The sequence below is a fragment of the Streptococcus danieliae genome, assembly GCF_013415245.1.
Lineage (GTDB): Bacteria > Bacillota > Bacilli > Lactobacillales > Streptococcaceae > Streptococcus > Streptococcus danieliae_A.
On sequence record NZ_JACBXX010000066.1, the window covers coordinates 1 to 22,906 of the forward strand.

The following is a 22,906-nucleotide window of genomic DNA, read 5'->3' on the forward strand; positions in this document are numbered from 1 at the left end:
GCCTTTAAAACACTTGAGGACGTGATTGATAAACTACAAGAAGTGATTCAAAGTTTGCATTGGTCTGACCTTAAATCTATTGTCCATAGAGAATGGATTTTTTCAGATTTTGAATTTGAATGAGTATAACTCTTCCAACTGAACCAGAGGTCAAGCCAGAACCAGAAACTCCAGTGACACCAGTTGTACCAGTTTCACCAGATACACCCGTAGAGATTGAGACACCTAAACAACCATCAGAGAATACTGATAATGCTGGTTCTTCAAATGAAAAACCAGATGCTGCAGGTGAATCAGAAAATTCAACAGGATCTGATTCAAATAAAATTCCTGAAAATAGTGTAGAAAATGTGTCACATCCGACTCAATCAAATCAAGTAGCTGCTCCAAATGAGGGAACAAACAAGGTAGCTCTTACTCCTAATACAGCTGCTGAATTTGTTAATCCAGTGAATAATCCGGAGTCTAAGGTAGCTGCTAGCTATGGATCATCTGAATCTAAGTATTCAGCACCTGCAAAAGTTCAGGAAAAAGAGGCGGAAGGTAAGTCTAAGTCTGACGACAAGAAAGAAGAGCTACCTTCAACAGGTACGGTTTCCTCAGTCATGAGTGTAATTGGTGCAGCTTTGGCTCCTTTTAGTACAGTTTTGCTGAAGAAAAGAAAGTAGTCAGATAAGCTAGGCTATTTCGGCCTAGCTTGTTGAAATCAGCATCTATTTTAATTTTGAATAGGTCTTTGTGTTTCTTCCTAGTCGTCCGATGTAGATGCTGCTTTGAGCAAGCTAGGGCTAACAAATAGAATTTTAAACAGTTTTAATCCAATTCCAATTCCATTTCCGTGTTTCAAAATAATTATTTGTTTTAGCTTGCTAATTGAATGAAGCAACAGAGTTTTCTAAGAGATATTCTGTTACTTTCTTGAATTTTAGAAATATGAGGGGGAGAGAATGTTTTGGATCTTGTTTTGGTTTTTAGCACTATTTTTAAGTGTTGCTATTATAGTCGCAATTAGTTGTTTTAGACTGTCTGGAGAGATTTCAAGGCAGGAGGAGCAACAAGAGGAAATTAAGAAAATGAATCTTGAGAAAGGGGAATAACAGGTATGAGACAAACTCGTGCGCCTTCAATGAATTGATGGATTAATGGGTTTTTGAATTTTAATGTTACGGAAAGGAGTTTTTATGGAGAAGAGAACCATTTTCTCATTTAGGAAATACGGTAAGCAACTTTGTGCGATTGCTTTAGCTACGATTGCCTTAGCCTTTACTCAGGGAGTATCTGCTGACGAGGTACGTTTGACACAGCCTTATGAACTTCAAATTACAGCTGATATGACTGAGTATCGTCTGCAAGCAGGGGATACACTTTGGGCAGTATCTGAAAAAATTGGCATGAATTTGTCTGATCTGGCAAATTATAACAATGTCGATCTTGCTAAAGGTGAAGATAAACGCTTGCCAATTGGCTTTTTGGTTAAGTGGCCAAAAGATCGTCAATCGCAAAATGGGTCTTTGTTACAGCCTATGAGTGAAAAGCGGAGTGTTCAGTACACCTCTGATTTTGATTTTGAATTAGAGCAGTTGTTTTTGAATAATCAAATTGAATCTGTCGAATCTCATGATGAATTGACTTATGTTCGCTTGAAAGACAGTGTTTCTCAGGATACATTTGAAAATCTTGTCAGTGGAGGTCAAAAGGTGATCACAAATTCTGATAATGAGACGAGCAACAAGTCTACTTTAGTTGAAAAACCAATTAAAAATGTCGAGATGGATCAACAAAAAGAATCTGAAGGCTCAAAACCTGTAGAAGTAGTGAAACCTGAGATTCCTAGTGTATCTGAGCCAGATAAGCCAGCTTCTACTGATAAGGAGGAAGCTAAATCTGAGGGTTCTAAAGAAAACATTGAAAAACCAGTGCAACCAGAAGAATCTATCGAAGTTGAAAAGCCATCTGTATCAGAAGAAGAGAATAATCTTGCTGATAAGATTTATTTCTTGAAACGGTTTAGAGAGTCATCTGATATGATTCTGATTGAATCGAATGGTCGTTTTGGTCTTGTAGATGTTGGTTATTTGAATAAGCAAACAGCTGACAATGCAATCAACTTTATGAAGGATAAAGGTGTCAAAGAACTGGACTTCATTTATTTAACTCACTATGATGTCGACCATTGGACTTTTATGAATACTGAAACTCCGAAAAAGGGTCAAGCTATATTGGGGGACTCAAAAACAGATGTTTTTGGAAGAACAGATTTACTAGATACTTTTAAAATTAAAGAGGTCTATTTGCCTGTTCCTGAGAAAAAAATTCCATATGAGACTCCAGTTCATCAAGAAATTGTAAAAACTTTAGAAAAGTATAAGATTCCTTATTCTTTTAAAGAAAATTTTGAAATGGGAGATTTTGTATTTACAACTTACAACAATACTCCTTTAACGCAAGAAGAACTTGATTTTAATCGTGGTAGGGAAAGTGCCAATTTTAATAGTCGGGGATTGCTTGTTGAAAAAGGCGATTATGATGTTTTGCTAAATGGAGATGTTGAGCAGTATGATGAAAAAGCCGAAGCAGAAACTTTGAATCGTGATACAGGAACAATTGATATTTTGAAGGCTGGGCATCATGCTTATGTTGGAAGTAATACAGATGAGTTTATGTCTGCTATTTCTCCAAAAGTGACTGTTGTTACAAATAGTCGATTATTTGTTGAGGGAGATGAAGAACGTCGTTTAGAGTCTTATTCGCCTCAAGGAGTTTATTTCGCTGGTCTTGAAACAATTGAAGTAGATATGACAAATCTCGATCAAGGTGTAACTATTGGGAATGGTCAAACAGTATATACGACTATTACGAATAATTCAGGTGAAGGTACTCGTTTAGATCGAGAAGCTGCACTTTCTTCATCAGAAACAGCACCAGTTGCTGGTGAAGAAGCATTATCTGATGGTGCAAATTAAAGAAGAGGAAAAAACATGAATACAACTACTAAAACTATTTACGGATTTACTAAATCTAAGGCTTATGGACTTTGTGGAGTGGCTCTTGCTATGGCATTTTTAGGTGCTGGATCAGTTTCTGCTGATGAGGTGACTCCTACTAACTCAGAACCAGCTATTGCTGTAACTGCCCCAATGGACTCTGCAAGTCCAGAAGTAACGACAGAACAACCAGTAGCTCTTGAGAAGGCTGATTTGATTGTGTCAGAAGTGACTTCATCTCAGAATCAACCAACAATTGTAGAATCAACTCCAGCTTTGGCTGAGTCTATTAAACAAGCGGAAACTGCTGGTGTAGAAGTAACGCAAAATCCAACAGTTGATAAAGGCAATGTAAAATCTGCTGATGAAGAATCCGCTAAGGTTGCTGAAATTCAAGCAGATTACAATAAGCAGGCAGAAACCATCAAGAAAGCTACAGAAGAAGCTAAAAAATCTCAATCTGAATATGCAGAAGCTAAAAAAGTTTATGACGAAGCAGTCGCAAAACGTGAAGAAGCTCTAAAAAATCCGAATTATCACACAGAGTCTGACTCTTTTGGAAAACAAGAAATTGATTCATTTTTAAACAGTACAGATCTTGCAGCGCTTTCTTACGTGGTGTTGAGTGATGCAACTCCTGCCCGTGTGGATACCTCTTCTTTGAAGAAAACAACAGTTGAGGAAATGGAGTCAATGGTTGCTAAAACTAAATATGTAGCTCCATCTAATCTTGAAAGCATTGAGCAGATGAAGAAGGGGAAAAACGTACATTTCTATACTGTTTCTAAGGGTGACACTTGGTTGTTTAAAGATGCCTTTGTAGATGCTGTTACTGGTAAGAAAATTAGTATGCAGTATAAGTACCTAGGTGGACGTTTCAAGGGAGAAGAAATTAACACATCAATCCTACAGATTTTGGATGGTATTCAAGTGACACAATCCGCTCAAGAAGAAGAAAATGAGTATGAAGTTGCTTTTCTTGATGAATCAGGTAAGGTAGTCAATGTTAAAAAATTGCTAATTGGTTTTGGTGATATTGATTATGGACAGTATGTTGGTGTCTATTCTGATAGTCTGGATAAAGATCACTATTTGGCAGGAGCTGCTCAAACAGTTACCAAGGATAGAAATGGGTTGCTTGCGACCTCACCGAAAGACTTGCAGATTGCTTCATCAGCTGAAACAGCTGGACAGTTCTGGGTGCTACTAAGTGATTCAAATGGATTCCGGTACAAATTTGGAGAGCCAGCTGTCGGAGGAACTTCAAATCGATTTGATAATTTTATTGGTCAATGGCATCAGTTAGGAAATGTTGCATTCGGACTTGAAATTCCACCTGCTCCAGTAGCTCCAATCAAACCTGAAACTAAAAAAGTAAGCTATACTCTTGCCTCCTACAATAAAGTTGGATCTGTGAAAATTCGTGTTGAGACAGTTGATGGATTTGTCTTTGATGAAGAATCCCAAGTGGATATTCCGACAGGATCTGACTTTGACTCTTCTAAAACCAAAGGAAATCTAGTGAACATTAACGGTCGTCCTTATCGGATTGTGGAGATCAAGGGTGATGAAACTGGAAAAATCGAACTTGGTGAGAAAGAGGTTGTCTATGTTGTTAAACCGCAAGTAACCACAACATGGATCACAGTCGGTGGAGATCCACTTAAAGATCCAAAAACTGGTGATGATCCAGAACCAAATGGTGAGTTTCCAGATTATGAGTTTGTGAAGACTGTTGAAAAGCCAAATGGAGATGTGGAGCATATCTTTAAGAAAGTTGAAAAACCAGTAACTCCAACTCCAGAAGAGCCACAAAAACCAGAAACTCCTAAACCTACTAAACCAGTTGTAACTCCAACAGTGAACAAACCAGAAGTCCCACAAATTCCTGTCAAAGAAGCCCCTAAGCCAGTTGTTCAGGAAGAAATTAAAGTTCTTCCAAATACAGGTACAGCAGCGTCTGGACTAGGATTAATGGGTCTTGTTAGTGGTTTATTAGGTCTTGGCGCAATTGGTAAACGTAAAAAAGATTCTGAATAGCAGCTATGAGAGGGTTCGCCCTCTCTTTTTCTTTGTAATCGTGAGGGAGTTGTAGGGATATTTATGAGTATGAGTGATGTGAAAGTCGGATTTAGAGAAGAATTATTGAACTTGATAAAGCCTGCGGATTGGATCCGGTTGGGTTTGATTATCTACGAGTCTGAAGAAGAGGCTGCTTATCGGGAGACTGAATTTGTCAGTCGTGTTGTGTTTTATAAGATTCAAGAAATGAATTATCAAGAATTTCAGATGATCCTTCCCTACTTTTTTGTTGTAGATGGGGATGAAGCAGAACCCTTGAAAGTAAGAGAAGCAGATTTTCGAGCTTTTAAAGCCAATTTAAGGGCTTCTTTCAATCTTTAATGCCGTATAGAACTAGATAGGGATGAAGAGATTAGGAGGAGAGATGATGGGAATAGATCTAGATGATTTATACAATCAACTGGTTGCTAGTGAACCTATTGGATTTATCGATCCCTTTAATGATCTGGGGGAGTTTGATTATATCCAGATGAAATTTATGGATCCGGCAAACAGCCTGGTTAATAAGTATTCAGGAAAGCCCTATAATGCCATGTGGATCCAAAAAATCGAGGAGATGAGACTTCTATTTATTGCTTATCAAAAAGCCCTTCATAGCCATGATCAGAAGGTTAATTTTCAAAGACGGATTGTCTATGAGTCAAATGATCATTTAGATGCGATTGTGCGTACCTACCTGGAGCTAGGATTTAATTTTAAAGAGATTGAATCCCGTGTATCTATTTCTTATAGGCAGCTGCGGCGAGGTTGGAAAAGAAGTGACTATGTCAAAATGAGCCAGCCAGAATTTTATTCAAAGATAGATTTGTCGCAAGGCCAATATATTTCTCGTGACCGTCTTCCTGAGTCTCTAGGGGCTCCTGAGAGGCTTTTTTAAGACTATGTAGGTGGTTTATATTTAGAAGAAACTTAGGAGTGTCAGAGGGCTATTGTGAGCGATTTGTGATGTGGGATTCAAGAACTGAATGGAAGGAGATAATTTTATTTTGAGGAAAGCAAAAGTTAAATATGTGATTTTTAGTTTTGAGATGGGAGATTATCTTTGTAATGAAGACAATCACATTCTTGTTTTTGACACGTTGGGATTGGCCTATCAGTATCTACAGCTGAGGCATCAAAAACCAGTTCCTGCTCACAGGACGAACAAACTCGTCAATCCAGATGTCTATCAAGCACCGTTTAAATTATTGAAAGTTTGTTAGGAGGGGTTATATTGGAATCTAAAGCGTTTAAAGTTATTCGAGGCTATTATTTGATTGCAGTTGGTCAAGAAGCCTTTGCTCATTATTTTAAAATACCTGAAGACCATGCTAATTTTGAGGGGATAGTTACTGGAGATATTGCCCTTACTTTTTATCAAAATGATGGGAATATAACGAGTATTCCTGCCTTAATTCGTATTGATGGGGTGATTGAAAGTCAGAAGATGGTCAAGGGTTATTTGCAGCGAGAGGCTAAAGATGGGTTCCCCATGTTGCCGATTGTGCATGTATTAGAAAGGAGCCAATTTGATCCTTTGATGTATCGACAGATGATGAATGAATTTCAGAAGTTGAAGAAAGAAATGGAACGGCTAGCTACAGCAAGATACGTCCAAGGAACTATTTTTGATTATTTGGAGGAGGAAAAATAAGTATGAAATTTTTATTGACTGTGTTCCAATTTTGGAAAATGCTTTTAGCTGGATTCATTGTGGTTCTGCTTCTTAGTTTAGCGGGTGTTGGCCTGGTTTCTCTACTGGAAAAGCACTATGTTAGGGATTACAATCAACATTTGACTCAAGAAGTTTATGTGGATGTTGTTGAAAATGAGGATGTGAATCTGGTTTTTTATAAGCGGACTTGTCCTTATTGTAAAGCAGGAAAACAGGCCATTATAGAGGTAGCAAGGGACAGTGATATTCCGACATTTTATATCAATGTTGATACAGAAGATGGGCAGTTCCTAGTTCAAAAATACAAGGTAGAAAGAGCTGCTACTATTGTGCAAATTCGAGGTGGTAAAGTGAAGTTATTTGATTATGCTGCTGAGGATAGAAAGGGAAATATTAAGGCTGACAAGGCAGCTATTCAGGAGGTTTTAAATGACTCGAAAAATGAAGATCAGTAAGTGGGTTGAAACTGCTTTTCAATTTGACAATGAGTTGTGGAGGGTAAGGACACATGAAAATATGGTTGTTTTAGGGAGATTACCTGATGGAATTTTTACCTTGCATCGATTCAATGATGAAGGCGGGCGACTAACTCACATTTCAGAAAGTGAAGCTTTGTGGCTAACACTGGAGCTTGCTCCAGAAAAGATGAACTGTATTTAGGAGGATTAAAATGGGACTCAATGAGCTAGATCCTAAGTTTTTTGCAAATTTAGGTAAGACAGCACCTTATAAGGTAACAGAAATTTTAGGAAAAGATTATCCAGATAATTTTTTGATGCCTGGTGAAGAAAAAAGTTTTCTTGTTTTGAATAAAGAAAAAGCATGGATTGTCCATGCAGATTCATTAGTATCAGTAGCAGAGGAGTTAGAAGGTTATTTAGGTATGTCAGTAGATGACTTTATCATGATTTCATTAGGCACAAAATATCATGAGCGATTTTGTTTTAATGATGACTATGAGATTTGGGAAAATTATTTTGTGAAACTAAGAGAGGCTTATTATTCGGACCAGTTCTCAAAATAGAGGTTACTTAGTAAGGTGGAATCAGAATTATCTATTTTGTTCATTCGTATTTTTGATTGTGAAGTTACAAAAAAACTTCCCCAAAAATAAAGATGAAAGGCCTCACCAGATTGACAATACCTAAGTAGTCTACGATGGTGTTGAGAAGTATTGTTTAGAGTATCTTTGTCAATAAAAACAGCAGGTTTTTCAAAATAAGCATTTTCAAGTTGACATTCTTGATCGAACTCTAGTAATACTAAATTTTTTCCATTTTTATTAATAATTTTGGCGAAAGCTTTACCGTGGTAAATTTTTGGCTCTAACGATAATTTATACTGCCCATATCGTAGTTCTTGAAAAAAAGTATTTAACGGTGCCACTTTGCCATTAAAGCAAACATTGTCGTCTGGATGAGAGTGGAACTGATTGACAGTGGATGATAGTTTTGAAAGATGTGAACGGCGCTGTTTAACAGTTGGAAAATCAGAATTGTCTTGATGGGATTGTTTGCCTTTTCCAGTTGAAGAATTCAATTGCAAAGTTCCAACCTCTTCATAAGGTGTAGGGTTACTCATAGATAGTTCAATGATAATGTCTTCAGATGGTTGGTAAGTTTGTGTCGTACGGTGCTGAGAACGTTGTTTTGAAACCTTAGTTATCTTAGAAATATTTGGACATAAGTTGGAATGTTTATCGTCAAATCCACTATGATATTTGAAGTAAGGAGGTACTTTCCATTTATCAGGAGTATTTCTTACATTAGCTAATGTTACAGGAACTGAACATTCTTTAGCGCATCTAAATTCGTCTGTATCAAGTGGAAGTTTGTGGAAATGAGCATAGGCTTTTTCAGGTGAAACATCAGCCTTAAAATGTTTCGAATAAGCGTGATCATGTTTCATATTAATCGCCTCCAATTTTTTTGTTACCTATATTTTACCATTATATTTTGATAATTAGAAAGGACATGTCATTTATGAAAGATACAGTGCAAGATTGGGCTGGGAAAATAACCTCTAGCCCTATTTCTATGCCGTTTAAGTTTATAAAAAACTGGACGGAGAACAATGTTATAAAACGCAAGATTGTCATTTTTTTAACGATGTTTTCTGTTTGGATCGCTCTATTAATGGGAGCTGTTTTTTCTCCTCAAAGACAAACTTTTACGGAAGAACAATTGAAAACTAAGCATGTATTTAGAAATGGTACAGGTGAGATCAAGCTGATCAGCCAGGAGTATTCACCTCGAACGGGTGTTATTGTTTTGCAATTTGAAACACGAGATTCTACATCTCCCGTCAATAGAGGAATTGATCCAAAACGATTAAAATGGAATCTCTATGCTCAACAAAAGTCTTCAAAAACAACCATGGATGTGGTGCCAATTCTCGATAATAAAATTTCAGTGATTATTCGAAATGTCTCTAAAAATTTTGGCGCTTTTGCGATTGATGTAACCAATAATACTGTATCTACTAATTTGGTTGATATTGAGATTTCTTCTTCTGATGAAGAAGTACGAGTCTTACAGAAAAATTCTGATGAAGATAAAGTCGTTCAATTTTATGTAACGCCTCAAAATTCAGAACTAAAAACGAAAACAATAAAAGTTGTTTCCAGGGAAGAATTTACACTTCAGGAGATCAAAAAAGAACGGGAATTTCAAAAGAGACAGGAAGCCAAAATTAAAGCATCTATCAAACAGTTACAGGCTTCGATTGAAGATGATGAATCTCGGAAAGAGAGTCTTTCTTCTGAGGCCAAGTATTTAGCAGGTGATGATTTAGAGGAAAACAGGCGAGGTATTTTGTTGTTGGATAGTAACATCGAATCTAAAAATCAATCGATTCGAGTTGCATCTGATAATATCGAAAAAATTCATTTGAAATTGGAAACTTTGGATAGGAAACAACGAGATGTGGAAAATGGAACCTTTGAATTTTCAAGTCCAATTGAGACGGTAGTGATGAAATGAAGAAGAATTGCTAGACGATTTTAAATAATTGTTGGAGGGATAATATGAATGTTTATGTGGTAGAGTATTCTGCTTGTATTGCAGTAGATTCTTCTCTACATTCTGTCGAAAAAGAAAGACAGAACTATACTATTGGAGTATTTTCGTCAATTTTAAAAGCGAAAAGCGCTGTCCTGAATTTTGTAGAAAGTTTTGATGTATGCGATGTGATAACGTTGTCCGATCTAGATTTTAAGAATCTATCTGTGGAATATTTCACTAAAACCACTTTAGTTCATAAGAAACAATTTTTAGATCAAAATGTAGATGGGACAGTTAAATCCTATAAACATGAAGTTATTACAATAGCAAAGTACAAGTTAAATGAATAGTATTAAATATCAAAGAAGGGGGTATGGATTTATCCATGAGCTGTCCCTTTAAAATGAAAATTTTGATTATCTCTTATACTAAAATAATCACAGAAAAGGAGGCCAACAAATGGCAAAAAAAGGTTTGAAAAAAATTGAATTGAAGTTAGAAAAAGCACTAAAACAAGTTGCAGTTTTGGAAGAAGAAAAAAGGATTGCAGAGGAAACTATTCAAAGAGAAATTGGGAAAAATTATTTTAAAATTCAAAAGAAAAAGAATAAAGAACAGACCTATGATTCTGTTTTGGAGGATTTAAAATTGGAACTTGCTGTCTTAAAAGAAGAGGAAAATAAACAGCGTTTGGAGAAGAGAAATGAGTCAGAAACGGAGAATTTTTCAGGTGAATTTCCACAATAAGGACGCTTTTAGACACAGATAATAAGTGTGTTTGAGTGTGTTATCCGAGTGTGTTATTGCACACACTAGTGTGTTTGAGTGTGTTATGGGTGTGTGTTTCAGTAGGCGAAGCCGAGAGAATTTGGGGACACGAGAAACGTTGATACTATCAACTCCCCACGGTATGTGGGGACAGTTTCCCTTATGCTCTTTTCACTAGTTTGGGCTAGAAATTCCTATTATGTATTTGTGTGTGTCTCAGTGTGTTTAAAAATGGGATAAATTTTGTTTCATTGTCCGAGAGTTTAAAGATAGGAGTGACTGATATGAAAAAGAATCAAACAGAAATTAAGATTCGGGGATTAAGTAATCATGAAGTTGAGTATTTAAAATCTATGGCAGAACAGAAAAAATTTAAATCTTTCAATGAATTTCTCGTAGCCATGTGTCGTGAGAAAATTGAGTATGGATATTTTAATGGAGCTCAAAGTTTGTATTTATCACATTTAGAAAATATGAAGTTGGCTTCGGATCATATGCTCTCACAGCTACAAAAGCAAGATAAAATTTTGACAGACTTAGATGCAAAAATGAATGATTATGGTCAGCGTATTTCTCGCTGGTTGGAATATGAGGGTGAGGTAGAAAATCATGACCAGGGAAATTAAAATTCGGAATATATCATCTGGTACCTTGGAACAGTTACGAGAGATTTCTACAAAATATAACTATCCAAGTTTTAATGAATTTATGTTGGCGCAGGTTCAAAACATTGCCGTGAATGATGGATTGAATATTTATCAAAATCAATTTGCGGAATTGTTGGCAGAGATTAAGTCCCAACAAAATGAGATTTTAGAAATGCTGGTGAGGCAAGAAATTTCTCTCACAGCTTTAAATGTGAAACAGGATGTAGTAGAGGAATTGACAGTTTCCTGGTTAGAATTTGTAGATGATGTGGAGGCACTTGGCGTTGAACGAAATGAAGGGAGGATAATTCATGAAGAAAAATAAATTGTTAGTGGTCAGTGTTTTGTTCTTGTTGATTCTATTGATACAGCCGGGTAATTTTACGTATCTAAAAGAAGTTTTTACGCAACATGATTTAGCCAGCCAATTAAATATTGTCGATTCAACTGAAGAAAAAAATCAAGCTCTGAATGAGTTGATTCGGCTACAAAATCGAGAGTTACGGTTTAAAGATTTTGATGAATATGCTTTGGTGTCTGAGGTAAACAATCAGGCAAACTTCACTGCACAGGAACTGAGTTTAGAAAAAGGAACTTGGATTCATTATTCAGATTTGGATTGGTTAGATCGAGCAGGAATTGTGAATGCCATGTTGGGAAAGGAATCATTCTCCCTGAAAAAAGATCGAGGTGATACTTTGATTTTTCCAGCTGGTTGGAAAAAAATTAATGAACAAATCTATGTTCCTTCTCAGTTATTAGGAGCTGCGCTTGGAGGTGAACCTGGAAATAAAAAGAATCTCGTTACGGCTACAAATGCTTTGAACAAGGAAGTGCAAGTCTATGAGAAATTAGTGGTAGATTATATCCAAGAAACCGGGAATCATGTTCGCTACCGTGTAACTCCGATTTTTAAAAATGTTGAATTGTTGCCGAGGGGAATTCGACTAGAAGCACAAAGTATTGAAGATGATTCGCTTTCTTTTGATGTCTATATTTGGAATGTTCAAATGGGATATGAAATATATCATTTGACAGGATCATTCCGAGAATCAAGGAGGAACTAGTATGTCAAAACGAATCAATATTTATTTTAATCAAGAAACGAATGAAAAACTGGAGCAGATTAAAGAGTATTTGGTAGATTCTTCTGCTTTACCTCGCCAACAAAAAATTAATTCTGCAGCCTTGGTGCTGTTGATTGATACATTCTATAAATTGTTTCTAGAAAATGATGGCAGGCAGAATTATTTTGAACGATTGTCTCAGTTGGAAAAAAATTTTGCTGGCTCTCAAAAACAAATGGATGGTGATTTGAAATTGCTACACCAACAGCTAGACCAGTTGCTCTATTTAGAGTTAATCAATTTTCATGCGATTACCAAAGGTGAAGAGTTTGATGTCCAAAATTTAGAGTCTGTTCATTCGAGAATGGATCCACAACAACATGAACTCATGGCCAGAATTAAAGAAGTTATTCAAGAGGATAAAGCAAGAGGGAAGACAATGAAATACTCCCACTAGTTGAAAAAATGGAGGTAGAAAATGGCATCATTTAGTCCAGCTGTTACGTTCATGCTGCAATACACAGAACCAACCGCTCGCTATGTCGACTACATGAATCGAGATGAAGCTGTTCAGCTAACTAATGAACTTGAATTGGAAAATCGTATGCAGGGAATGGAACTATTGGCGGAGAGTGAGATTACAAAAATAAGGAAAGATGTTCCTGAATTGCAGTTAAATTTTGAAGACTATATTGGCTACATGAATCGCTCTTATGCGACAGGTAAACAAACAGAAGAAGTTACGGCAATCTTTACGCAAGATGCTAATCATTTGCAACGAAGCAAGGTTAGTGAATTAAAAGAAAAATTGAATCAGGCTTATCAAAATGGCTCTCTCCTTTGGCAGGGAGTCATTTCATTTGATAATCAGTTTCTGGCTCAGGAGGGACTCTATGATCTTGCGACTGGCCAAGTGGATCAACAAGCCATTAAAGCAGTAGTACGGGAAGCTCTTCCTAAAATGATCGCTCGAGAGGGCTTGTCTGATTCTGCTTTCTGGTGGGCGAACATCCATCTCAACACCGATAACATTCATGTTCATTTTGGCTTATCAGAGGTTGAATCAAATCGGGAACAGATTTTTTACCGTCCACGTGGTCGAATGGAGTATAAGGGGAATTTCTCACAAAAAACAATAGATCGTTTGAAAAGTGAGGTCTTTCATGGCTTGCTTCATGAAAATACGAGATCCAATATTATTCGAAAGGAGCAGGTACTGGTCAATCTGAAAAGTCAGCTTCTTGATCAAGTTTTTCGTGATAATCAAGTTCGGACGGCAACTGAAAAAAATTTTTTGGAACAGGCCTATAATCATCTTCCATTGTCCAAAAAGTGGCGGTATGGATCTAATGCGAGGGATTTTGCGGTGAGTAAGTTCTTTATCGATCGCTACATTGATTCTTATTTGAAACATGGTGGTAAGGAACTTTATCAGGAATTCCTAGATGAGACCAGGCAATTTTTACAGGTCTATCAGAACGTCTATTCAGCAGATGAAAATAAATCTTATGAAAAGCTGCGGCAGATTGATGGGAACTTTGTTCGTTCTGAGGAGTTGTCCAAGGGTTATCAGTTGGAAAAGTTACTGGCTGCTAGGGAATTCGAACTCAGGGAACGATTGGCCAATAAAATTTTAGCCACTTTTCGCCAAGAAGCCCCTCGGATTCAAGAGCAGTGGGTACAGAGTAACCTCTCAACATTCTCTCAAAAGAATCAAGAACGAATTTTGAAGCAGTACCCAGCTGCTAGAATCGTTCGGACGGCTAAGGACTGGGAGAAGCTGGGGTATCAGTTAAAAGCTGGGGAGCAGGCTCTCCAAATTATCAAACCAGTTTACGCTACTTACGATAAGTACGGGAATGGCCTTAGAGAGGTTAGCTTTGTAGAGGAGGCTGTCTATGATATTGGGCAAATGGAGGAAAATATTGCTCAAAAGCAATTAGGTTTGAAAGATCTGTCTGTTTTTTCAAGGGATGAATTAAAAGCATTGGTGGATGCGGCCAAGAAGAAGCCAGCTCCTAGTCCTAAAGAAGTCCAGGAGCTGGGGATCTTCCGCTATGCTCTCAAACTATCTAGTTTAGAGGAGCGAAGAGGTCAGCTCTTGACGCAGCAGAAATTATTGAGTCAAGTGGAGGCCTTGGACACCGATAAGCCTTTTGTAATCTTTAAACAGCAGCAGTTACAAGAGGAATTGAAATTAGTCAACCTCCAGTTGATTCCTAACTATAAATTAAGTCCAGAAGATAGGACTTTGAAAGAGAGGTTATCGGCTAAATTTCAGGATAGTGTGACTTTGTCTATTGATAAGGCGGAGGCAGGAGTAATCCAGCTCCCAATTAGACGGCTGAGAGAAGAGATGGACTATGCCCAGGGACTCAAGGATGAAGGAATCTTATTGTTGCTACAAGGAAAATCGATTTCTAAGAAGGAGTATTTAAACGATTTACAAACTCATATCTCTATTTTTCAGCTGAAAAATAGGATCCAGGTTCGTAATCGCAAAATAGAGGCAGGAAGCGACAATCGAGAACTGAAAATCGAAAATGCTAAGGCTTTTCAAGAGTTGAAAAATCTTTATGCTAGCTTATCAGTCAATAGGGATCAGGATAATCAATTATCGGCCGTTGTTTCTAAGCGAATGGAAGCGCAAAAAGTGTTTAAAAAAGAGAATCTTCTGCAATCCAAGGGGAAAGCGCAGTTTAATCCACAATTTCTGAATACCTTATCTCGTTCCTTGAATAGTGCTCAGAGGGCTAATAGAAGAGCCCTGATGGAAAGAGAGAGGGGCGATGATCAGGAAAGATACGAACAGGATCAGGAAAGATACGAACAGGAGCAGGAAGATAAGGAACAACTTCTCTGATAGCCTTAGAAATATGGTACAATGGTTAAAAATTTAATGGAAAGGTTCCATTGATTTTCTAACAGCAGCCGTCTCTTGCTTGAGGCGGTTTTTTTACTGCAACTGGTATTTTGAGAGATTGGCAAATTTTCTGAATATTTAACATCATACAGACACTGTTAATGATTTGCCTTTTTATCAAAAAAACGTCAACTTTTCCTATAATTTTCGAAGGCTAGTCGTCTCCAATGGGGGCGGCTTTTTTGTTTTGTTTTTATTCTAATTTTTTCAGTCAGATAGCCCTTTACAAGAGATTTTTTGATGATTACTTAGACTAACTATAAAAGCGAAAGGAGTAATCAGATGGACTTATTATTTCCAGGAGTCTCTTTAGACGAGTTTGATTTTCAAGAGGAATGGTTAGTTCTGGATGTGGATCCAGTAGGAAAGAGTGTGACTTTTGGTGGTCTTGGTGCCAATTCAAAGCTTGAGTTGATGCTTGATTTTAAAGAAAATCCCGAACAGTATTTTCAATTTGCAGTTGGGGACTTAGTTGAGTTGCCAGAAGATATGGTCAAGGACTCAAAACCTGAAGGCTATGTTCCGTTGTTTGAAAGATTTTAGGAGGATTAGAGATGAATCATCAAGGAAAATCAAGAAGAGAACGAATTGAATATGCTCGTTCTCGTTCGATTTTGGATGTAGCTCGTGACCTGGGCATGGAACTCTTTCGTTCAGGTAAGGATTATCGTTGGAAGGAACATGATTCATTAGTCATTAATCCTGACAAGAACCTATGGAATTGGTTTTCAAGGGAAGGTGAAGGAGGGGATGTTATTGCCCTTGTCGAGAGTATGAAGAAAGTCAATTTTAACCAGGCTATAGACTTTTTGAATGATAGACAATTTAAAGATTTTCAATTAACTGAGTCTCGACAAGAAGCATTTCACTATTATTTAGAATCTTATGAGAAACCTTTGATCGAGGGACGGCAATTTCTAAAAGAACAACGGGGTCTTTCTGATGAGACGATTGATTTTTTCCTCAAGCAAGGGGTGCTTTCTCAAGCGAATGCGAAACTAGATGCTTTCTGGGATGAGCCTGCGAAACGCTTGGGTGGCCAGTCACTTCCGGAGCCTGTTATTGTGTTCAAGTCTCTATCTTCTTCTAAAGAGCTAGTAGGAGCTTCTTTGCAAGGAATTGAGGAAAACTGGGATAAATGGAGTAAACATGGCTATGCCAAGGTGATTCTGAAAAATTCGGATTCGCTAACAGGCTTTCATGTCGATATTGGGCAGCCTCAGCGTTTAGTTTTTGCAGAGTCTCCTATCGATCTCATGTCTTACTATCAATTAAAGAGAGAAGATCTAGCTGATGTTCGTTTGGTATCGATGAATGGATTGAAAGAATCAACCATCTCCTATCATCTAGCGCAGCTTGAAGCAGAATTATCTGGCCGTCCATTGCATTGGACTAAAAAGGAGCTTGAAAAAGCCTTGGATGCAGCCCTAGCAAGGGGTTATTTTGCGGACGGCAAAAATCAGGATAAAATCACTCTGGCAGTTGATCATGATGAAGCAGGAAGGAACTTTGTAAGCTCTCTTCAGAAGAAAGGAGTCGCTGTGACGGTTGACTTACCGCCGATGATGGAGGAAGGGCAGCTGAAATCTGATTGGAATGATGCTCTAAAAAAACAGTCTGAGAAACAGGAAGAGGTATCCCAAGATGTTGATGTTCAAAGTGAAGTGGATGCCCTGATTCAATCAATCACACAAGAGGATTCTGCTTACTATTTGTGGCAGGATGAAGAATTACTGGGACTTGGGGCAGATGATGCTATCTTAGAGAAATTTTACGGTCTTCTGGAAGATCAACGCTATGAAATTGATGGGGTTCCTGTATATGTCGAAGAATCCGCCAATGATGGGGCAACAGGTTATCTTTCTCTTGATGGTTCTGTCCTCGATGGGGACGGGATTCGAGATTATCTAGCTGAGCAAAACTTTTCAGAACAAAGGTCGGTTGAGTTTCTCACTAAATTGGGGGATCAACTACCTGAAATTTGGGAGGAGGTACTTGAGCATTACAACCAAGCAGCTGAAAAAATTATGGAGAAATACAAGCTGGGGGAACAGCAAGATCCGTCTATTTCTCAGGTGAAAACCTATGATGAGGTTAAACAAGAAAACAAGCAACTTGCTAAACGAATTGAAGAACGAATTAAAGCAGGGGAGCTGGCTATCAGTTTTGATACAGATGTTTATCTGTATGATGTTTTTGCCAAGCTTGGTAATAGTCATCCGACCAAGTATATCAACGACAAACGCTTAGAAATTTTAACCCCTCTTCAGCCAATTTTAGAATCTATCGATGAAAATACTATCAACTTGTACAAAGAGAAGGGGACGATGGAGCAGGACTCATTATACCAAGCCCTGAAACCGCATCAGCGTGCATTAAGTGTGGACATTTCAACTCGCTTTATTGGCGAATTGGCGATAGCCGCTTACAATACGAATAGGCAAGTCGAGAGTCTCTCAGGTGATCATTTTGGTCATTACTACGATGCGCAAACTCTTAATAGTCTGTCACAGTCTATTGAGCGGATGCTGGAATATCCTTTAATTGAATTAGGCACTAAAGATTTTAACAATGGCTTTGTGACAATCCCAAACGTTTTTTATCACTACCTGGCAGAACAGGAGGGAGATCTTGTTTTAAGCCGTTCTGACTTGGATTTGTTATTGGCACGAATTGAGGAACAGCCTCTTCAGGTAGTAGATGATATTCGAGAGGAAGGACTTGTTGCTCCAAAAGCACAAGAAAAAGCCCTTGAAATGAATCCAGAGCCTGGTCAAGTATTAGCACCAGAAGTAATCAAGATGGATTCAGCTAGATATTCCATCTATCAGGACTATTCTGTTTTTCTTAAAGAAGGTGTTGTCTACCTAGGAAAACACGATAACTATCAGGGTTCGCAAGGATACGATAATAGGGATCAGTCGCTGATACAGGTTTCTGATAATAAAAAGATGTGGTCATTGCTTTCGGAAGATGGCTGGGTTTACCCTGTAGAAACCATGGTCAAAATGGGAACCTTTACGGAATCAGATATACAGGAGTTTGAGGACTTGAAGTCAGGTCTATTGAAAGATTTGATCTTGCCACCGATTACTCAGTATTCAGTTCAAATTCAAAGCACCACCCATCCTGATTTTACAAAAGAAAAGATTGATGAGGCTTATGTATCTCTGCATCCTAACTTGGAAGAATGGGGCTTAGTTCCTTATCGAGAATTCATGACCGAATTGTATACAGCTAACCAAACTAGTAGTGAAGAGAGCTTTTCAATCGAGTTTAACATTCTCGCTAAATATCCCCATGAGAACATCCAATTAAAACATATTCATTATGAAATTGGACAGGAGACTGAGTCTTTAGGGGAGCGCTTGGGTTGGAGGATAGAGCAGCCCATACTTTACCAATTGGATCAGGAAGCTTTCAATGACGTGAAGGAGCAGATACAGGCTCATCAGGAAAAAGTAGACGAGTTGATTCAAGATATAGTATCTCTTGATGAAAAAGATTTCTACTTGGGGCATGATTCCGAATTATATGATAAGGGAGCCTCTTCTGCGGAGATAGAAGTCTTGCATGGTTTAGTTCCAGCTATTGAGAGCAAAGGTGATTTATTCTCATTATCCATTGAAGAATCTGACCATGTTGGAGTCAGCGGATTCCTTGCTTTGAATGGGGATCCTTTAAATGAATCGAATATTCATAATCATCTGGACAGGTTAGATTTGAAGCTTGAGCATCAACTTGCTTTCTTAGAGGATTTAAAAGAAGCCGTTTCTTCTATTTGGAATGAGGCGAAAACAGCTTATGAAAAGGTATTTGATGAGGTGGTGGCCATGTATAGCTTAGAAAAGACAGCTGCGGATTATTTTGTCCGATTTGAATTTTCAGAGCATGATTTCAACTATCAATCAGGAGAAATTATTCCGTATGAGGCATTTGCAAAGGATCTCTACAACAAGTATCATTTCAGTCCCCAGGGCTATTATAAGACCTATTTTGAAGTTTTGGATGTAAATCAGGAATCTATTTCAGGACAGATGCGAATCGATATTGGATCTGACTGGGAATCCATTGGTTTCTATCTGTCAGAAGATAATCCTCATAAATCAGCTTTGTTAGAAAAAGATGAATTCGTGATGAAAAGTTTAGATGAAGAGATTAAGGTAGCTGAACAAAAAGAAAAATCTCCTGAGAAAACTCAAGAGATTTTGGATGATAGGGCCAGTGTTGGGGAGGGTTCTTTACAACTCGAGGCTGAAGGCAGTACCAAACCCGTAGCAGAAACTGCTACCTTTGAGCAAACTGTTACCAGTCACCCGACATCACCCTATCCTTACCTACATTTTAACACAAATTTTGAACCAGTACAAAGAAGAAAATCCAAGTATCACCCTATCAATCCAGAGGATCTGAAGCGAATGAATCAGTATTCTCCATCGATTCAAAGAACAGCTCAATGGTATTTGGATGAGCTATCAGGTAGTCATATTAATTATTTTTATTCTGATAAAGGAGAGATGAATATACTGGATGTGTCATTCAAGCAAGAGAATTTTTTACACTTAACAGGAATTAGACCCATTGATTCTGTAAAACAGGCTTCTGATTTTGTAGTAGATTTTGCACAAGGCTATGGAAACTATAATCAAATGTTGGTAAGCAATAACTTGAAGGATAAGTTACAAGTATTACCAATGTTAGAGGATATTTTGGATCCAACCTCATTTGTCTTAGATAACTTAGAAGAAGTCAGAACTGCTAAGCGTTTAAACCTGTCTGAGGCAATAAAAAGCAAGGATGAAGACTTCTTATTGCTATTTAAAGATATTGGTGATGAGTTAGTACCAGCATCACTTATGAAAATTAAAGGTGAGATTAAAGCAGATTTGGATAACACTGATGAAAAAATCATTCTTGGTGTTTTTCGGAATCGTGATGGCATCATTGAACAACTTTCTATTAACGAGGAATACGTTAAAGACGGCGGCCAGGAAATGCTGTCTATCCTGCAAAATAAACAGTATGAAGAGACTACTGATCTTGATAAGAACCAGGAGCAGCCCTTGTCTATTTCAGCTGAAGAATTTACACCTGTTTTAGATACTGCTTACAATCTAGGAGATGTTCGAAATCTAGGAATAGAGCCTCTTGAAAAATTTCAAGCAGCCTGGGAGCGTTATTATGAGCTTTCAGATGCTCATGAAGGTGATTTTACGGCTGTCGTTGAAGCTGCGGATCAATTAGGGTTGGTCAATAAAGAATCAGCTTTTTATCGGGACTGGAGTCAAGATCGTATTTATGAGGAAAGCTATCATGTACAGATTCAATGGTTTGAACGCTGGCCTGATAGCCCTCAGCTGCCGTTTAACGAGATAGACCGTGTAGACTATCAGAGCTTTGCGGAAGTGCTTTATGAACAAAATAAGGCGTTTTATGAGCGGAATAAGGAGAGCGCAGAAATTGCCAATGAAACAGGAAATCAGGACGCTTATATTCCTTACACCAAGATTAAATTTGATGTCTATGCTCCTGGAGGGAAACTGATTAAAGAAGGTGTTTGTTATAACATCGGGGATGAAATTGAACCTATTTCAAGGCTTTTAGGGATGGGCTACCGTCGTTTGGAAGGTTATGAAGCCTTGGCCAAGATGGATGAAGAAATCTTCAATCAACTGGAAAATAGGGTTACGGTTGCTGAAAATGATTCTCAGGTAGAGGAAGAGAGTTACGCTCTTAGACGGTCTAGAGCCAAGTTAGAACGCTTGAAAAAGGAGCGAGATGAGGCGATTGGTGCCGCTATGGATCATCAGAAGCTAACAAATGGCCAGCCGATGAATGATAAACGGGGTGGTCAATCTTTCTTGAAAAAACAAGGCCAGAAAGAAGACAAGGTCTTTGCTCTGTTAGATGAAATTAAAAAACAAGAGGAAAAGGTAGCGTCTTTAGAGGATAAGGAGCGCTGGAAGAAACAAGGATTAAACCGTAGGGGAACAGGACTTGATATTAGTGTAGAGAACATTCCTCTGATTGAAGCCGAAATCGCTAAGGCTGAGAAGGGTGAAGGTTCTTACTCTCCTCAAACCATTAAGCGTTACAAGGCTGAATTGGTTAAATTGAAGGCTATGCAGGAGAAGATGGACAATGTTACCATTCATCCCAAGGTTCAAGAATTGATTGATGCTGGTAAATTAAGCCAATGGAAAAAGCAACCAACGATTTACTTTGTCAAAGGGCTCCGGAAGGTTGCTGTGGAATTGACCGATGATGGGCAGCTACAATTGCCAAGCTCTGGGAAATTTCATCCGAAAACAGAAAAAGATAAGGATGCAGTCCAAGAACTATTGTCTTCAGTGTCTCAGGAGAAGGAGGAAGAAAAGGAGCTGGAAAGTCTCCCTGATCCTTCCCAGCTGAAAGAAAAAGAAGAGCAACAATCTGACTCTGTGTTTGTGGAGGAAGGGCAGGATCCACTCCAAGCAGAGAAGGTAGACTACAGCCAAATTTCAGCTCATGAACTCAGTGAAGTGGCCTTCCAAAAAATCCGAGAATTTTCGCAGTCTCCAGAAGCCCTAAAAGAGTACCTGGATTTCATGAGCCGTTTTCCTCAACTGTCTCCGAGAAACGCTGCTTTGATTCAAGCTCAATGGCCAGGAGCTAATGCGGTCGCAACCTATAAGCAATGGCAAGGTATGGGGGAAAGGCTAGGAATTACTCCAGAGGATGTTATTAAAACCAAGGCGACCTATAAGAATAAGAAAACAGGAGAAGTAAACGAGGTGGTTCTTCACAATCTTTCTGTTAAGGTAGGTGAGAAGGCTCAAATCACCCTGTTTCGTCCGATTATGGTTGATATGATTCCAGTCCTTGATGAACAGGGGCGGCAGCTGAAAAATGATAAGGGGAATCCCCAGTATAAAAAGTTATCCCAGGCTACTCCGCAAGAAAAAGCCCTAATAAAAGAAGGCAAGCTCCCTGTTCGTCAATTCCAACAAAGAGATCCGGAGACAGGCTATCCTAGGTATACAACTTACAAGGTATTTGAATTGTCCCAGACAACCTTAAAACCTGAAGCCTATCCGAAGGCCATGCCAAACCGCCACTATGATTTTAATCTTGATCAGGTGCGTACAAAGGAAGTCTTGTCAGGCTTGTGTGACTATTCTAAGAAGATTGGGGTGCCCATTGTAGAAGATGATGCTCAGATACTGGGAAATGCAAAGGGCGGTTTCGATCGAGCATCTCAGACTATTCTCTTGAATAAGAGGAATACACCTGGCGAAATGATTGGAACCACTATCCATGAACTAGCCCATGCGACACTGCATAATCCTAAGTTTACGGATTTGTATCGAGAGAGTATTGGGATGGTTCAAATGGAACTAGAGGCTGAAATGACTAGTTACCTGGTGTCCAATCATTTTGGACTCGACACCTCAGAGGCAGCTATTTCTTACATGGCTATCTGGACGAAAAACCTTTCTTCTTTGACGGATCAGGAGTTAACCCAGTCCATGAAAAGGATTCACCAAACAACTGCTAGGATTGTACAGTGTGTTGAGCAACACACAAAGCCCTATTCTCTAGCACAGCAAATAAAAGAACAGAGAACCCTTTTTCAGGAGAAAAAGAAAGGATTAAATCCTTAAAAGAGTGCTCGTGAGAGCCTCTTTTTTCAGTACGACGGGCATGTCGTATATCTGAGGTGCAAGTCCTCTGTGGGCACCTGCTACCGGTGAACCCAATAGCGACTCCCAAGCCTGACTATCGTGAGGTAGCGGGGAG

General features: G+C 38.4%; 22 protein-coding genes. 21 read left to right on the forward strand and 1 reads right to left on the reverse strand.

Annotated elements, in window-relative coordinates:
* Nucleotides 1-173 precede the first annotated feature (173 nt).
* From HZY94_RS02000 to HZY94_RS02045, 11 genes are all read left to right on the forward strand, one after another.
* Nucleotides 174-668 (forward strand): LPXTG cell wall anchor domain-containing protein, encoded by a 495-nt coding sequence (locus tag HZY94_RS02000; RefSeq protein ID WP_179924808.1) that lies wholly within the window; start codon nt 174-176, stop codon nt 666-668.
* Nucleotides 669-947: 279 nt separating this feature from the next.
* A complete protein-coding gene (locus tag HZY94_RS02005) occupies nt 948-1,097 on the forward strand; it encodes a hypothetical protein (protein WP_179924809.1) in 150 nt (49 codons plus the stop codon).
* 84 nt (nt 1,098-1,181) lie between these two features.
* Nucleotides 1,182-2,963: a LysM peptidoglycan-binding domain-containing protein gene (locus HZY94_RS02010; RefSeq protein ID WP_179924810.1), complete on the forward strand. Its 1,782-nt coding sequence runs from the start codon at nt 1,182-1,184 to the stop codon at nt 2,961-2,963.
* 15 nt (nt 2,964-2,978) lie between these two features.
* Entirely contained in the window at nt 2,979-5,024 is a 2,046-nt protein-coding gene (locus HZY94_RS02015; protein ID WP_179924811.1) for a putative cross-wall-targeting lipoprotein signal domain-containing proteiin, read from the forward strand.
* A 63-nt stretch (nt 5,025-5,087) separates the two neighbouring features.
* Nucleotides 5,088-5,387 carry a hypothetical protein gene (locus HZY94_RS02020; RefSeq protein WP_218925700.1) on the forward strand — a complete coding sequence of 100 codons (300 nt, stop codon included), beginning with the start codon at nt 5,088-5,090 and terminating at the stop codon, nt 5,385-5,387.
* A 43-nt stretch (nt 5,388-5,430) separates the two neighbouring features.
* Nucleotides 5,431-5,943, forward strand: a complete 513-nt coding sequence (locus HZY94_RS02025; RefSeq protein ID WP_218925701.1) for a modification methylase Sau96I — start codon at nt 5,431-5,433, stop codon at nt 5,941-5,943.
* An 88-nt stretch (nt 5,944-6,031) separates the two neighbouring features.
* Entirely contained in the window at nt 6,032-6,268 is a 237-nt protein-coding gene (locus HZY94_RS10450) for a hypothetical protein (protein WP_228064533.1), read from the forward strand.
* Between the two features lie 11 nt (nt 6,269-6,279).
* Nucleotides 6,280-6,699, forward strand: coding sequence for a hypothetical protein (locus HZY94_RS02030; RefSeq protein WP_179924813.1), 420 nt, complete (start codon nt 6,280-6,282; stop codon nt 6,697-6,699).
* Between the two features lie 2 nt (nt 6,700-6,701).
* Nucleotides 6,702-7,175, forward strand: a complete 474-nt coding sequence (locus tag HZY94_RS02035) for a thioredoxin domain-containing protein (RefSeq protein ID WP_179924814.1) — start codon at nt 6,702-6,704, stop codon at nt 7,173-7,175.
* Nucleotides 7,150-7,380, forward strand: coding sequence for a hypothetical protein (locus tag HZY94_RS02040; protein WP_179924807.1), 231 nt, complete (start codon nt 7,150-7,152; stop codon nt 7,378-7,380). Before HZY94_RS02035 ends, HZY94_RS02040 begins: the two co-directional genes overlap by 26 nt.
* Nucleotides 7,381-7,390: 10 nt before the next feature.
* The gene (locus HZY94_RS02045; RefSeq protein WP_179924815.1) at nt 7,391-7,744 is read left to right on the forward strand and encodes a hypothetical protein; all 354 of its coding nucleotides are present in this window, start codon (nt 7,391-7,393) and stop codon (nt 7,742-7,744) included.
* On the opposite strand, the gene HZY94_RS02050 is transcribed toward HZY94_RS02045, so the two are convergent.
* Nucleotides 7,720-8,628 (reverse strand): hypothetical protein, encoded by a 909-nt coding sequence (locus HZY94_RS02050; RefSeq protein WP_179924816.1) that lies wholly within the window; start codon nt 8,626-8,628, stop codon nt 7,720-7,722. The two genes, HZY94_RS02045 and HZY94_RS02050, sit on opposite strands and share 25 nt — an antisense overlap.
* Before the next feature lie 74 nt (nt 8,629-8,702).
* Between HZY94_RS02050 and HZY94_RS02055 the strand changes: the two genes are divergently transcribed.
* The 10 genes from HZY94_RS02055 (at nt 8,703) to HZY94_RS02100 (ending at nt 22,770) form a co-directional block, all read left to right on the forward strand.
* Nucleotides 8,703-9,701, forward strand: coding sequence for a hypothetical protein (locus HZY94_RS02055; RefSeq protein ID WP_179924817.1), 999 nt, complete (start codon nt 8,703-8,705; stop codon nt 9,699-9,701).
* A gap of 44 nt (nt 9,702-9,745) precedes the next feature.
* A complete protein-coding gene (locus HZY94_RS02060) occupies nt 9,746-10,072 on the forward strand; it encodes a hypothetical protein (RefSeq protein WP_179924818.1) in 327 nt (108 codons plus the stop codon).
* A 109-nt stretch (nt 10,073-10,181) separates the two neighbouring features.
* Nucleotides 10,182-10,469 (forward strand): hypothetical protein, encoded by a 288-nt coding sequence (locus HZY94_RS02065; protein WP_179924819.1) that lies wholly within the window; start codon nt 10,182-10,184, stop codon nt 10,467-10,469.
* A 305-nt stretch (nt 10,470-10,774) separates the two neighbouring features.
* Nucleotides 10,775-11,116, forward strand: a complete 342-nt coding sequence (locus HZY94_RS02070) for a hypothetical protein (RefSeq protein WP_160332193.1) — start codon at nt 10,775-10,777, stop codon at nt 11,114-11,116.
* A complete protein-coding gene (locus HZY94_RS02075; protein ID WP_179924820.1) occupies nt 11,100-11,462 on the forward strand; it encodes a hypothetical protein in 363 nt (120 codons plus the stop codon). Before HZY94_RS02070 ends, HZY94_RS02075 begins: the two co-directional genes overlap by 17 nt.
* Nucleotides 11,449-12,204 carry a DNA/RNA non-specific endonuclease gene (locus tag HZY94_RS02080; RefSeq protein ID WP_179924821.1) on the forward strand — a complete coding sequence of 252 codons (756 nt, stop codon included), beginning with the start codon at nt 11,449-11,451 and terminating at the stop codon, nt 12,202-12,204. The genes HZY94_RS02075 and HZY94_RS02080 overlap by 14 nt, the downstream gene beginning before the upstream one ends.
* Nucleotide 12,205: 1 nt before the next feature.
* Complete coding sequence (locus HZY94_RS02085) at nt 12,206-12,661, forward strand: hypothetical protein (protein WP_179924822.1); 456 nt, start codon at nt 12,206-12,208, stop codon at nt 12,659-12,661.
* Nucleotides 12,662-12,682: 21 nt separating this feature from the next.
* Nucleotides 12,683-15,067 carry a MobP2 family relaxase gene (gene mobP2, locus HZY94_RS02090; protein WP_179924823.1) on the forward strand — a complete coding sequence of 795 codons (2,385 nt, stop codon included), beginning with the start codon at nt 12,683-12,685 and terminating at the stop codon, nt 15,065-15,067.
* A gap of 342 nt (nt 15,068-15,409) precedes the next feature.
* A complete protein-coding gene (locus tag HZY94_RS02095; protein ID WP_179924824.1) occupies nt 15,410-15,670 on the forward strand; it encodes a hypothetical protein in 261 nt (86 codons plus the stop codon).
* 11 nt (nt 15,671-15,681) lie between these two features.
* Nucleotides 15,682-22,770, forward strand: a complete 7,089-nt coding sequence (locus HZY94_RS02100) for a PBECR4 domain-containing protein (protein ID WP_179924825.1) — start codon at nt 15,682-15,684, stop codon at nt 22,768-22,770.
* Nucleotides 22,771-22,906 lie beyond the last annotated feature (136 nt).